We start from the raw sequence: 12999 nt of genomic DNA on the forward strand, positions 1-12999 counted from the left end.
GATCCATGACTCCGAGTACATCCGCGACTCGTTCGAGTGGGCAAGAAGCACGAACCAAACCGCTAAACGACTTACGGGCGAACGCCACTGCATGTCACCCCGACTCGAAACGGCGATCGAGATCGGGGGTCGTCGGGTGAAAAACCGACTGTACCGCGCGCCGCTGCTCGAATGTGCCGGCGACGGTCCCGAGACGGTCGACCGGCTCATCGGCCAGCTCGAACCCGCGGCGGCCGCCGGTGCGGGCTTGCTGTTCCAGGGTGCGATGCCCGTTCACCGCGAAACCGGCCACGTCGCGCCGAACATGACGAGTCTCGCCGCCCCGCGACCCGACCTCGAACGGCTTACGGACGCGATCCACGACCACGGCGCGCGGATATTCGCCCAGATCGACCACGGCGGCCTTCGTTCGCTCGAAGCCTGGCATCACGCCTACGGCGAGGCTCATCCCGAGGTTCGACAGCTCGCGGTCTCCGAACCGCCACGTCTCCTACGACTCGCCGCGCGCGCCGGGTTTCTCGACCTCGACTACGAGGTCCTCACGACGGAGGGGGTTCACGATCTCGCCGCCGATTTCGGCCGCTCGGCCGCCCACGCCATCGACGCGGGCTACGACGGGGTCCATCTCGCCGGGGCGAACATGGGTATCATCCAGCAGTTCCTTTCGCCCTACTACAACCGCCGTACCGACGCGTTCGGCGGGTCGTTCGAGAGTCGACAGCACTTCCTCGAACTCGTTCACGAGGAGATCCGGGACCGGGTCGGCGACGTTCCCGTGCTGACGAAGTTCCCCTCGGAAGCCGCCGCCCCGCCGTTCGTCCGGCCGCGGCTCTCGACGGCCGACGGGGTCGAGATCGCGCGCCGACTCGAAGCCATCGGATTCGACGGCCTCGTCCCGGTTCGGGCCTCCACGTTTTGGGACATGAGCATCGTCCGCGGCGAGTACCCCGACCGCGGCTGGGAGGGTTCAGCCTTCCGCGAGGGCTATGCGGCAGCGTTCGGAAGCGAGTGGCGGGCGCGGGCGGTCGCGCTCGCGAACCGTCTCCAGGCCCACGAGTACGACCGCGAAGCCGGTTGGAACGCCGACTTCTGCCGGCGCGTGCGCGACGCCGTCTCGATCCCCGTCTTGTGCGAGGGCGGCCTCCGTCGGCGCTCGACGATGGACGACCTGCTCGGCGACGACTGCGACATGGTCGGGGTCGGCCGGCCGTTCTACGCCGAACCGCGGCTCCCCGCGCGATTGCTCGACACCGGTGAGGGGGACACCGATCTCCCGAACGACCCGCGCGCCGTCTGTGAGAGCTGTAACAACTGTACCATCCCGCAGGCGACCGGCGCACCGGGGGTCTGTCGGACCCCGTCGGTGCTCCGAAAGCGTGGCGAGTTCGAGAAAGCGGGGGCCTACGACCGCGCCGAAACTCGGTAGCGGACCCCGACCTCGTTGGTGCTGAGTTCGTCCTTGCGTCGCTTCGCCTCCTTTCGGGTCTCGAACGGCCCCTCGACCACGTCGTCGCCGACGGTGACGTAGTATTCGGTCATTCCCACCTATCGGATGGGGGTGCTCAAATCACCTTTGAACCCCGACGAACGCGTCTCGAACGGATGGGTTGAAGTCCGACGGCTCGATAGGTGGGATATGAACCCGGGCGACCGCGTCCGACTCACGCGCGAGGGCCGAACCCACGAGGGCGTCCTCCTGCCCTCCTCGACCGACGAGCACGTCGTCCTCAAGCTCGACGGCGGCTACAACGTCGGCATCGAACGGGCGGGAAGCGAGACCGAGGTCGTCGAGGCCGACGTCTACGACATCGCGAGCGCCGACGAGGACGACGCCTCGGAAGTGGAGTTCGACGAGGACCTTCCGACCGTGGCGCTGATCTCGACCGGCGGCACCATCGCCTCCACCGTCGACTACCGAACCGGCGCGGTGACCGCCCAGTTCGACGCCGAGGACGTGCTCCGGGCGGTGCCGGAGCTCGCGGGGCGGGCGAACTACCGAGGGAGAGTGGTGGCGAACATCCTCTCCGAGAACATGACCCCGGGAATCTGGCAGGACCTCGCACACGCGGTCCACGAGGAGATCGAGGCGGGTGCGGACGGCGTCGTGGTGATGCACGGCACCGACACGATGCAGTTCTCGGCCTCGGCGCTGGCGTTCATGCTCGACACCCCCGTTCCCATCGTTTTCACCGGCAGCCAGCGCTCGGCCGACCGGCCCTCCTCCGACAACGTGATGAACGCGGTCTGTGCCGTCGAGGCAGCCAAATCCGATTGCGCGGAAGTCATGGTCTGTATGCACGCGACGGACTCGGACGACCGGTGTGCGCTCCACCGCGGAACCCGGGTCAGGAAGAACCACACCTCGCGTCGCGACGCCTTCGAGACGGTGGGTGCGCGTCCGCTCGGGTGGGTCGATTACGACGCCGAGGAGGTGGGTTTCCGACGGGAGTACCGCGAGCGCGACGGCGTGGACCTCGCCATCGCGCCCGACCTCGAGACCGACGTCGAGTTGGTGAAGTTCACGCCCGGCACGAGCGAGGCGGTGCTCGACGCGGTCTCGGGGAGTGCCGGCCTCGTCGTCGAGGGAACGGGGCTCGGTCACGTCCACACCGACTGGATCCCACGAATCCGGGAACTGATCGAGGACGGAACGACCGTCGCGATGACGAGCCAGTGTCTCGGGGGCCGAGTCTGTGACCGGGTCTACGACACCGGGCGCGACCTGCTCGATGCGGGGGTCGTCGAGACCGAGGACACCCTGCCGGGGACCACGAAAGTCAAACTGATGTGGGCGCTCGCGAACGCCGACGACCCCGAGGAGACGATGCGAACCCCGGTGGCCGGCGAGTGTTCCGAGCGCTCGGTCCCGCTCGAAAACGCCCCCGAGGGACGGCCGTGAGCGCCGGGATCCACCTCCGCGAGGCGGAACCGGACGACTACGACGACGTCGTGGCCTTCACCAGCGAGACCTGGGCCGACCGCGAGACGAGCGACTACCTCCCCGACGTCTATCACGACTGGATCGCGGGCGACCCCGACCGAAAGCGAACCCTGGTCGCCGACGCGGGCGACGACATCGCCGGCCTCTGCCAGGTCGTGTTCCTCTCGGAGCACGAAGCGTGGGCCCAGGGGATGCGCGTCAACCCCGCCTACCGCGGCGAGGGCATCGGTGTTCGACTCAACGACGCGCTGTTCGCGTGGGCGCGCGAGCAGGGCGCGACCGTCTGTCGGAACATGGTCTTCTCGTGGAACGTCGCGGGGCTCGGTATCTCGCGCGCCGCGGGCTACGACCCCCGAACCGAGTTCCGGTGGGCACACCCGACACCCGAGACGGCGGACCCCGACGACCACGAGGTCGTCTCGGACCCCGACGCGGCCTGGAGCTTCTGGCAGCGCTCGACGGCACGGCGCGACCTCGCGGACCTCACCCTCGCGATGGACGAATCCTGGGCCGTCTCGGAACTCACCCGCGAGACGCTCCACCGCGCCACCGAGGAGACGCGGGCCTTCGCGGTCAAGCGGCCCGACGAGGGAACCCGGGCGATGGCGTATCGGACACGCGACTTCGAGTACGGTGACGGCGACGAGGCCGAACGCGTCGCGGAGTACGGCGTCGGCGCGTGGGCCGACCTCGACGCCGCGCGGGCGCTCTTCGGTGCCATCGGAGCCGACGCCGCCGACCTCGGCGCGGACCGGACCCGGGTGCTGATCCCCGAGACCGTCACGGCGGTCTCGGACGTCGCCGCGCTCCGCATCGGCGTGAGCGAGGAGCCGGACTTCGTGCTCGAAGCCGACCTCACCTGAATCGAATATCGTCCCCGCCTTGCTGCCGACGTTCGGTCCGGTAATATGATATTGCCCGCATTTGCGATCGGTGATATGTCTGCACAGGTGAGCGATCGTCGTCAATACGTATTGACCGTCGCGGTCGTTGTCGTTGGTGTTCCGCTTTTGATCTACATTCTCTTTATCGCCGATCCACTATTCATCGGGTTCGGGTTTGGGTTCCTCGTTTTCCTGTGCATTTTCTATCTCGTCTACCGATTCGTCCGGGCGCACGAACGGATCGCGGACGCACTCGAAGTGCGGAACGAACGAAGCGGGCCGATGAACGAACGCTGACCGGTCGGCCATCCAGGCAGAACTGCGTGAGAACTCAGTCGAGCACCACGAGCACGTCGCCCATGTCGACCGACTCGCCCTCGGTCGCGGCGACCTCGACGACGGTGCCGCCGCGCGAGGCCACCACGTCGTTCTCCATCTTCATGGCTTCGAGCACGCAGAGCACGTCGCCGGAGGAGACCTCGTCGCCCTCCTCGACGTTGACGTCGAGAATGGTGCCCTGCATCTCGGCGGTGACCTGCTCGCCCTCCGCCGTACTAGTACTACTCTCGTCGCTCCCACCGTCGCTCGGCCCGGCCGAACCGAGCTGCTGGGTGTTCCCGGAGCCGTTCGCGGCCTGGATCGGCGGCGCGCCGCGCTCTTCGAGGTTGACCTCGAAGCGCTTGCCGTTGACCTCGACGACGAAGTCCCGTTCGGTGACCTCCTCGTCCTCGCCGCCCTCGGTCCCGCCCGTCGGGCCCCACTTCTCCTGGGCCTCCTCGATTTCCTCGGGATCGAGCTCCTCGTCGAGGTAGTTCGTTGTGTGTGTCCCTGCCGAGAAGGCGTCGTCGTCGAGCATCAGACGGTGGAACGGGATGACAGTAGTGACGCCCTCGATCTCGAACTCGGCGAGCGCACGCTTGCTCCGCGCGAGGCACTCCTCACGGTCCGCGCCCCACACGATCAGCTTCGCGAACATCGAGTCGTAGTCGCCGACGACCTCGTCGCCCTGTTTGTGGGCGTCGTCGAGGCGCACCCCGATCCCACCGGGCGGGTCGTAGGTTTCGAGCGTCCCCGTCCCGGGTGCGAACTCGTTCGCGGCGTTCTCGGCGTTGATCCGGAACTCCATCGCGTGGCCGTCGAGTTCCACCTCGTCCTGCGCGAACGGGAGTTCCTCGCCGTCGGCCACCCGGATCTGCTGTTTCACGATGTCGATGCCCGTGAGTTCCTCGGAGACGGTGTGTTCGACCTGAATCCTTGTGTTGACTTCGAGGAAGTAGAAGTCGCTGCCCGCGTCGAGGAGTCCGTCCTCGTTGCGGTCGGTGTCCTCGACGAGGAACTCGAAGGTGCCGGCGTTGTAGTAGTCGGCGGCGTCGGCACCGTCGCGGGCGGACTCCTGGATCTCCGTCCGGAGGTCGTCCGTGAGCGCGGGGCTCGGGCCCTCCTCGATGACCTTCTGGTGGCGTCGCTGGAGCGAGCAGTCGCGCTCGCCGATGTGGCGGACGTTCCCGTGGTGGTCGGCGATGATCTGGACTTCGATGTGGCGCGGGGCTTCGAGGAACCGCTCGACGAAGACCGAGTCGTTGTCGAAGTAGGCCTCACCCTCGCGCTGGGCGCTCTCGAACTTGTCCTCGATCTCCGATTCCTCCTCGACGACCTTCATCCCGCGCCCGCCACCGCCGCCCTCGGCCTTGATGGCCACGGGGTAGCCCGCCTCCTCGGCGAACTCCCGGATCTCGTCGGCGGACTCGACGGGGTCGTCGGTGCCCGGTACTGTGGGCACGCCGGCGGCGCTCATCTCCTTGCGCGCGCTGGTCTTCTCGCCGAGGAGTTCCATCGAATCACTCGACGGGCCGATCCAGGTCATCTCGCTGTCCTCGACCAACGCGGCGAAGCGCGCGTTCTCGGCGAGGAAGCCGTAGCCCGGGTGGACGGCGTCCGCGCCGGCCTTCTCACCCGCCTCGACGATGGCGTCCCCATTCAAATAGGAGTCGGCAGCGCGCGCTGGACCGACGTTGTAGGCCTCGTCGGCGTACCGGACGTGGCCCGAATTCTTGTCCGCCTCGGAATAGACCGCCACTGTGCCGATCCCGAGTTCTTCGCACGCACGCATCACGCGCACGGCGATCTCCCCTCGGTTGGCGACGAGAACCTTCTCGAACATTCGTTCGCATGGTAGACCGACTCCGCGCTTAAAACTATACACTCCGGGTCGGGAGTTGTGTCGGCGGGCGAAACTGTTCATCACCCTCTGTATGCTCTTCCCAGAGTGGAATTATGAATTATCCTCGACATACTTGAGAAAGTCTTGAGCCAGATGTATACAGAATGACGCATCATTGATTGCCCGCTCACCGTCCTCTATTTCGAATATTATCGAAGGGTCAGTATCTAATTCTGGAGCACCATATTTTGCCTTTTCATAGAAAATGCTCCAAAGTTGGGTGAGGAATATAGCACGTACAATGTCGTCTCGCCTTTCATAATCTGATGGGATAGTGTGGTAAAATGCTTGAGTTTTACCAGATTCATAATTGATGCCATGACTATAGTCAAAATCACACCCTATGGCCTTGAACATACATTTTACAGATAGCTCAACACACATCTGACAGTCAATTAAGATATTCTGAATATGTCCTTCAATGTCGGTTACTTTCTGCTGTCGTGGAAGCAGTACTGTAGTCCATTTTTCTGGGTTGGCAACATTGTTAGCGTCACCACCGGTAACGATCTCGTTCTTTTCTTCGCTATATAGCGCAATCACCTCTTCTTCTTCTACTTCAGAGATGCGTTCTCGCATAAAATTGAGGCGGCGAACCGCCTCATTCAGTTGAAGTCTTGCATACTCTCGATCGTCGGGTCGGTCAACCATACGCCATGTAACTAATTTCTGATGACTTGAATCTTGTAGAGATCTACATAATATTTCTGTAATAGTGCCATCACTCACGAGTTCCCGTTAATCGATAGGTCGTACTCAACGATCTCACGAGACACCTCCAAGACGAACTCGAAACTGCCGACACGGAATGACCTGAAGCTATCAACGAGATCCACCGGACGCTGCGCGAGAAGCGGTCGATAGCCGACATTTCTGAATGATCCCGCTCCTCGCCGAGCGTCGTGTGACCCGGACCGCTCAGTCGTCGCCGAGGAGGCGGCGCGCGGCGACCGCCGCGAGACCGGCCACCCCGGCGATCACACCGAACCCGGGACCGTTCGTACTGGTGGTCGCGCCACCCGTCTCGGCCCCGGAGGCGTTCGCGTCGGCGGCCGTGTCGGTGGCCGACCCGGACCCGCTCGCCGTGCCGGCTTCGGTCGCCGCGCTCGTCGCGCCGGTCGACGTGGCGGCCCCGGTCGTCCCGGCACTCGTCGTCGCTGCGCCGGTGTTCGTCCCGGTCGCTTCGACGGCCGTCGAGCCGCTCACGTTCGTGCCGCCGGCGGTCGTGTTGGCTGCGGACGCGTTCGCACTCGCTTGATTCGCCGACTCCGGGGGGACGATTCGATGTACGGCACCCGTCTCGCCTTCGGCGGGTTCGGCGGTGGTGAGGACGTAGAGCCGGTTCGCGTTGTCCCGGCCGAGCGTGAGGATGCTACCGGGGAGACGGTGCGAGTCGGTGTTCTCGATCCGGAGTTCCCGAAGCGGCCACTGTCCCTCCTCGGTCGGCGTCGCGGCCATCAGCCGGCCGGTCGGACCGCTGTCGGCCCCGGGAAGCCGGTAGTCGCCGAGGACGAATGCACCCTGGATCGCCGGGATCGCGTCGTTCGTGTAGAGGTAGCCGCCGACCGCCGCGACCCCGATGCTGTCGTCGTTCACGGAGTGGGGGTACTCGATCACTGGGTCGACGAGCGGTTCGCCACCGCGAACGTCGTCCGGGGTGTGGGTGGGACAGGAGTCCGGCGGGTCCCGGCTCTCCTCCGGTCCGGGTTCGAAACAACCGGTCCCCTCGCGGACGTTCCAGCCGTAGTTGTTGCCCTTCTGGACGTGGTTGACCTCCTCGTAGAGCGACTGGCCGACGTCGACGGCGTAGAGCTCACCGTTCGAGAAGCCCATCCGCCAGGGGTTGCGGAAGCCCCACGCGAAGTGTTCGTCGAGACCTTCCTGCCCCACCAGCGGGTTGTCCTCGGGGATGCCGTAGGCCTTCTCACCCTCCTGCGTGTCGACGTCGATCCGGAGGATGCTCCCGAGGAGGTTCTCGGTCACGTCCTGCCCGTTGCCGGAGACGTCCGGCCCCTCGCCACCGTCGAAGCGCTCGTACCAGTCCGCGACATGACCGAGGCCGACGTCGAACCCGCCGCCACCGTCGCCCATCCCAACGTAGAGGTAGCCGTCGTCCGGGCCGAACGCGATCGCCCCCGAGTTGTGGGTGTCGTACGGCGAGGGGAACTCCATGACCGTCCGCTCGGAATCGGGGTCCGCGGTGAGGCCGTCGTCGTTGGCGGTGAACTCGGAGAGGACCTCCGTGTGGTCGAACTCCTCGGGCGTGCCCTCGCGGCGCGGCGCGCTGTAGCGCAGGTAGAACTTCCGGTTCTCCCCGTAGTTCGGGTGGAGCGCCATCCCGAGCAGCCCCATCTCGCCGCTGATCTCCGCGAGCCGGTCGCCTCCTCGTCCTCCGAGTCGGTGGCGGAGGCCTGCGTGCTCGACCCGCCCCCGACCTCGATCGTCCCGCGCATCGAGGTGATGTGTGGCTCACAGACGTATTCGGCCATCCCCTCGCTCGCGGTGAACTCGACCGTCTGTGTTGCGCCCTCCTCGCTCATGATGTCGGTCCGTTGCAGCACGTTCCCGTCGGCGTCGAGCAGCGCGACGTTGTGTCCCTGCCCATCGAGGTTCTCCCAGACCAGCCGGTACTCGGTGCCGGGATCGAGCGAGAGAGTCGGGTTGGTCTCGCCCGCGATCGAGTCGGGCGCGCGTCCCTGCCAGCCGTCGATCTCGCCGCCCAACCGGATCGTCTCCCGCGACTGGGCGCTCACCCTACCGAGGCTCGCCGCTCCCGCGACCCCGGCGGCCGCGATGGTGGTCCGCAGGAACTGTCGTCGCGACGATCCCTCATCCGACGTTCGTCGTTTGGATAACATGGCTGAACGGAGTTCGATACGGTTGCGGGCCACCGACCGCCCTCCCACACCGGATCGCTTGTTTCGGATCGGCCGCCGAAACGGGTTAATTCCGACGATGTTCGGACGACGACCGCCTCAGAACCGGTCCGACCGCCCGGCGGCCGCCCAGCCGTCGAGCGGCGCGGCGCTCGGTACGCGCACCCGTCGGCCCTGGAGCGCCGCGACCCGCCCCGCGAACGCCCACCGCTTGCCCTCCCAGGTCTCGTCCTCGCTCCCGGCGGCCGCCGCGCGCTCCTGGTCGCCGAGGTGGGTCCCGAGCGCGGCCGCGATGGCGGCGGCTTCCTCACTGCTGGCGTCGTCGGGGATCGCTCGCGCGAGGGCCTCGGCCAGTGAGTCCCGCTCCATCAGAGTGGGATGTTGCCGTGCTTCCGGTCGGGGCCCGACTTGCGCTTGCTCGACAGCACTTCGAGGTCCTCGATCAGTACTGAACGAGTTTCCTTGGGTTCGATGACGTCGTCGACGAAGCCACGCTCGGCGGCGATGTAGGGATTCGCGAAGGTGTCGCGATACTCGTCGATGAGTTCGTCGCGGCGGGCCTCGACGTCGTCGGCCTCCTCCAACTCGTCGTCGTAGAGGATGTTCACCGCGCCCTGGGGCCCCATCACGGCGATCTCGGCCCCCGGCCAAGCGTAGTTGACGTCGGCGTCGATGTGCTTCGAGGCCATCACGTCGTAGGCACCCCCATACGCTTTCCTCGTGATCGTGGTGAGGAGGGGAACTGTGGCCTCGGAGTAGGCGTAGAGGAGCTTCGCGCCGTGTTTGATGATCCCGCCCTTCTCCTGTTCCGTCCCTGGCATGAATCCCGGCACGTCGACGAACGTGAGAATGGGGATGTTGAACGCGTCACAGAAGCGGACGAACCGCGAACCTTTGAGCGAGGCGTCGATGTCGAGGGTGCCCGCGTTGACGCGGGGCTGGTTCGCCACGACGCCCACTGCGCGGCCGTCGAGCCGTGCGAACGCCGTCACGAGGTTGCGGGCGTAGGAGTCCGCGACTTCGAACAGGGACCCCTCATCTACGATCCGGTCGACCACCGCGGTCATATCGTAGGGTTTGCGCGGCGCGTCGGGGACGAGGTCCGAGAGGTCGTCGTCGGCCCGTTCGGGGTCGTCCCACGGATCGACTCTCGGGGGGTCCTCGACGTTGTTCTGCGGGAGGTACGAGAGGAGCCGCCGGATGTCGTCGAGCGCCTGCTCCTCGTCGGCCTCCGAGAAGTGCGCGACACCGCTGTCCTCGGTGTGGGCCGAGGCACCACCGAGTTCCTCGAAGGAGACCTCCTCACCGGTGACGGTCTCGATGACCTCCGGGCCGGTGATGAACATGTGGCTGGTGTCCTCGACCATGAAGATGAAGTCCGTGATGGCGGGCGAGTAGACCGCCCCGCCCGCACACGGGCCCATGATCGCCGAGATCTGCGGCACGACACCGGAGGCCTGCTGGTTGCGGTGGAAGACCTCTGCGTAGCCCGCCAGCGAGTCGATCCCCTCCTGGATCCGTGCGCCCGCCGAGTCGTTGAGCCCGATGATCGGCGCACCGACCTCCATCGCCTCGTCCATCACCTTACAGACCTTCTCGGCGAACACCTCTCCCAGAGAACCACCGAACACCGTGAAGTCGTGGGCGAAGACGAAGACCGTCCGGCCGTCGACGTCGCCGTAGCCCGTGACCACCCCGTCGCCCGGCAGCTTGCGCTCGTCCATGTCGAAGTTGGTCGAGCGATGCGTGCGGAGCTGGTCGAACTCGTGGAAGGTGTCGTCGTCGAGGAAGTACTCGATCCGCTCGCGAGCGGTCTTCTTCCCCCGGTCGTGCTGGGCTTCGATACGCTCCTCGCCGCCACCCAGTGCCGCCGCCCGTTTTCGCTCCCGGAGCTCCTCGATGGGGCTCCTGTCGTCCGAATCGTCGCTCATCGCCACACCCCGTCGGACCTAGCCATACTCCATCATCGATTCGGGGTGGAAAAGGGATTGCGATACCCCGGACGGGGCTGCCGTTGGCCACAGGTAGTAATAGGTCGGGGTCGAACGGGGCCCCATGAGCGACGACCTCCCCCCGATACTCGACGTCCGGGACGCGCTCGACGACATCGAAACCAACACCGACGCCGACGTCGGCGACGACCTCGACGCGATCCGGGCGCGGCTCGACGAACTCGATGACCGTGGCCGCGCGGACGACCAGTCGGTGGTCGACGACATCGACGGGCTCGTGCTCGGGCTCCGGGAATCGCTCGACGGCGAAGCCGACCGCCGGGCGGAGGGCGTCCAGAACCGCCTCCGAACCTACCGCGACGCGCTCCACGACGCCTCGACCACCCTCTCGTTGTCGGGAGCCGAACTCCGCGACGGGTCGGGGGATCGCGCTGGCGTCGTGGACCACGCGGGCGAAACCGTGGACCTGGTCGGCACGCTCGTCAACGGGGGCGACGCACGTGCGGCGGTCGTTTCGCTCGCCTTTCACGACAACGACGGCGCTCCGGTTCGGAAGGTCGAGAGCCACGAAGTGGGGCTCGACTCGGACGAACGCCGCGACGTCGGTCTCACCGTCTACGTCCCCGAGAACGCAACGTACTACGCCACGACGGCGCTCGACGCCGACGACCCGCGGGCGACGAGCGATACCGACGCGCCCGACGGGAACGAGTAGGCCGGACCGCCTACCGAAGCGGCCCGGGGATGATGAAGTAGTCGCCCGCCTCCGGCGTGAGGAAGAGGTCCCGGAAGTTGAGGAGGACAACGACGACGACGACGGCGAGAATCACCGTTCGGAGACCCCAGAGCCACACCGTCGCGAGCGAATCGGCGCTCGAACCCGTTCGGAACTCCGCGACGGCGTCCTTGCCGAGCACCCAGCCGACGAAGACCACGACGCCGAGCACGGTGACCGGGAGCAACAGCGAGACGCCCACGCCGTCGAACCAGCTCAGCCACGCAGTGTCCCACGCCGAGGGGATCCCGAGAACGAAGGCCACACCGCCGAGCGCCGCCGCCGTCCGTCCGCGCAGGAACCCGTAGTTGTCGACGAGGAACGCCACGGCGGCTTCGAGCAGGCTGATCGACGACGAAAGCGCCGCGATCAACACCACGCCGAAGAAGACGATGCCGACGACCCGGCCGACGATGCCTCCGCCGGGGAGGTTCGCCATCGCGGTCGGGATCGAGACGAACACCGCGCCGGGCCCGCTCGTGCTGGCCGAGACACCCTGGGCGAACAGCAGCGGCAACACCACGAGCCCCGCGATCACGCCGATGGCGGTGTTCGCGATACCGATGGTGAGGCCGTCGGCGAGGAGGCTGTCGTCCTCGCCGAGGTAGGAGGCGTAGGTTATCATCACGCTGAACCCGACCGAGAGCGAGAAGAACGCCTGGCCGAACGCCGCCGGCAGCACCGTCCCGGCGTTCGAGACGATGGCGTTCAGGTCGGGCTCCAGGAAGAAGGCGTAGCCCTCGCCCGCGCCGGGGAGGGTCGCCGCGAAGATAGCGAGGCCCACCAGTAGGACCACGATCGCCGGCACCATCACCTTGGTCGCGAGTTCGATGCCGTCCTCGATCCCGAGCGCGACGACCCCGACTGTGATCGCCATGAAGACCACGTGGGTGATGACCGACGACGACCCCACGGAGATCATCCCGAAGTAGCCTTCGGGCGCGGCGAGCGCGGCCCCGGTGATCGAACCGCCGATGTATCGGATCACCCAGCCACCGATCACGCTGTAGTACGAGAGCGTCCAGAAGGAGGCGAGGATACCGAGCGCGCCGACCACCCACCACGCGGGGTGGTTGAGTTTCTTGAACGCGCCGATCGCGCTGGTGTTCGCGCGCCGGCCGATCACGAACTCGCCGAGCAGTACCGGGATCCCGATCAACAGCACCGCGAAGAGGTAGACGACGAGGAACGCCGCCCCGCCGTTCGCCGAGGTCTGGAACGGAAACCGCCAGATGTTACCCAGTCCGACCGCGCTCCCGACCGCCGCGAGGATGAACCCCGCCCGGGTCGTCCAGGTCTCACGTGTTGCCATGGATGCCGGGTTCCAAACCCGTGAACAAAAGCGTTCGT

Annotated in this window: 11 protein-coding genes and 1 pseudogene; 5 read left to right on the forward strand and 7 right to left on the reverse strand. The window is 66.3% G+C overall.

All coding sequences use genetic code 11. From position 1 onward, the window contains the following. Positions 1-91: 91 nt before the first annotated feature. Entirely contained in the window at positions 92-1426 is a 1335-nt protein-coding gene (locus D3261_RS14660; RefSeq protein WP_120073609.1) for an NADH:flavin oxidoreductase, read from the forward strand. Here D3261_RS14660 and D3261_RS20400 read toward each other — a convergent pair. Beyond that, positions 1402-1539: a hypothetical protein gene (locus D3261_RS20400; protein ID WP_007692799.1), complete on the reverse strand. Its 138-nt coding sequence runs from the start codon at positions 1537-1539 to the stop codon at positions 1402-1404. The genes D3261_RS14660 and D3261_RS20400 overlap by 25 nt on opposite strands. A gap of 97 nt (positions 1540-1636) precedes the next feature. Between D3261_RS20400 and gatD the strand changes: the two genes are divergently transcribed. The 3 genes from gatD to D3261_RS14675 all read left to right on the forward strand — a co-directional run bounded on the left by gatD (position 1637) and on the right by D3261_RS14675 (position 4122). Next, positions 1637-2899 carry a Glu-tRNA(Gln) amidotransferase subunit GatD gene (gatD, locus tag D3261_RS14665; protein WP_120073611.1) on the forward strand — a complete coding sequence of 421 codons (1263 nt, stop codon included), beginning with the start codon at positions 1637-1639 and terminating at the stop codon, positions 2897-2899. Then, the gene (locus tag D3261_RS14670; protein WP_120073613.1) at positions 2896-3804 is read left to right on the forward strand and encodes a GNAT family N-acetyltransferase; all 909 of its coding nucleotides are present in this window, start codon (positions 2896-2898) and stop codon (positions 3802-3804) included. The genes gatD and D3261_RS14670 overlap by 4 nt, the downstream gene beginning before the upstream one ends. Positions 3805-3879: 75 nt before the next feature. After that, complete coding sequence (locus tag D3261_RS14675) at positions 3880-4122, forward strand: glycerol ABC transporter substrate-binding protein (RefSeq protein WP_120073665.1); 243 nt, start codon at positions 3880-3882, stop codon at positions 4120-4122. Positions 4123-4156: 34 nt separating this feature from the next. On the opposite strand, the gene D3261_RS14680 is transcribed toward D3261_RS14675, so the two are convergent. From D3261_RS14680 to D3261_RS14695, 5 genes and pseudogenes are all read right to left on the reverse strand, one after another. Beyond that, positions 4157-5986 carry an acetyl-CoA carboxylase biotin carboxylase subunit gene (locus D3261_RS14680; protein WP_120073615.1) on the reverse strand — a complete coding sequence of 610 codons (1830 nt, stop codon included), beginning with the start codon at positions 5984-5986 and terminating at the stop codon, positions 4157-4159. A gap of 111 nt (positions 5987-6097) precedes the next feature. Beyond that, positions 6098-6697: a hypothetical protein gene (locus D3261_RS19800; protein WP_147464983.1), complete on the reverse strand. Its 600-nt coding sequence runs from the start codon at positions 6695-6697 to the stop codon at positions 6098-6100. A 267-nt stretch (positions 6698-6964) separates the two neighbouring features. Beyond that, positions 6965-8904, reverse strand: a pseudogene (locus D3261_RS14685) (PQQ-dependent sugar dehydrogenase). 117 nt (positions 8905-9021) lie between these two features. Continuing rightward, entirely contained in the window at positions 9022-9291 is a 270-nt protein-coding gene (locus D3261_RS14690; RefSeq protein WP_120073617.1) for an acc operon protein, read from the reverse strand. Beyond that, positions 9291-10853, reverse strand: coding sequence for an acyl-CoA carboxylase subunit beta (locus D3261_RS14695; protein WP_120073619.1), 1563 nt, complete (start codon positions 10851-10853; stop codon positions 9291-9293). Before D3261_RS14695 ends, D3261_RS14690 begins: the two co-directional genes overlap by 1 nt. 124 nt (positions 10854-10977) lie before the next feature. Between D3261_RS14695 and D3261_RS14700 the strand changes: the two genes are divergently transcribed. Then, entirely contained in the window at positions 10978-11589 is a 612-nt protein-coding gene (locus tag D3261_RS14700) for a hypothetical protein (protein ID WP_120073621.1), read from the forward strand. 10 nt (positions 11590-11599) lie between these two features. Here the strand turns inward: D3261_RS14700 and D3261_RS14705 are convergent, their stop codons facing one another. Then, on the reverse strand, positions 11600-12961 hold the full coding sequence (locus D3261_RS14705; protein ID WP_120073622.1) for a sodium-dependent transporter: 1362 nt from the start codon (positions 12959-12961) through the stop codon (positions 11600-11602). Positions 12962-12999 lie beyond the last annotated feature (38 nt).

The sequence above is a fragment of the Halococcus sp. IIIV-5B genome (assembly GCF_003602035.1).
GTDB lineage: Archaea > Halobacteriota > Halobacteria > Halobacteriales > Halococcaceae > Halococcus > Halococcus salsus.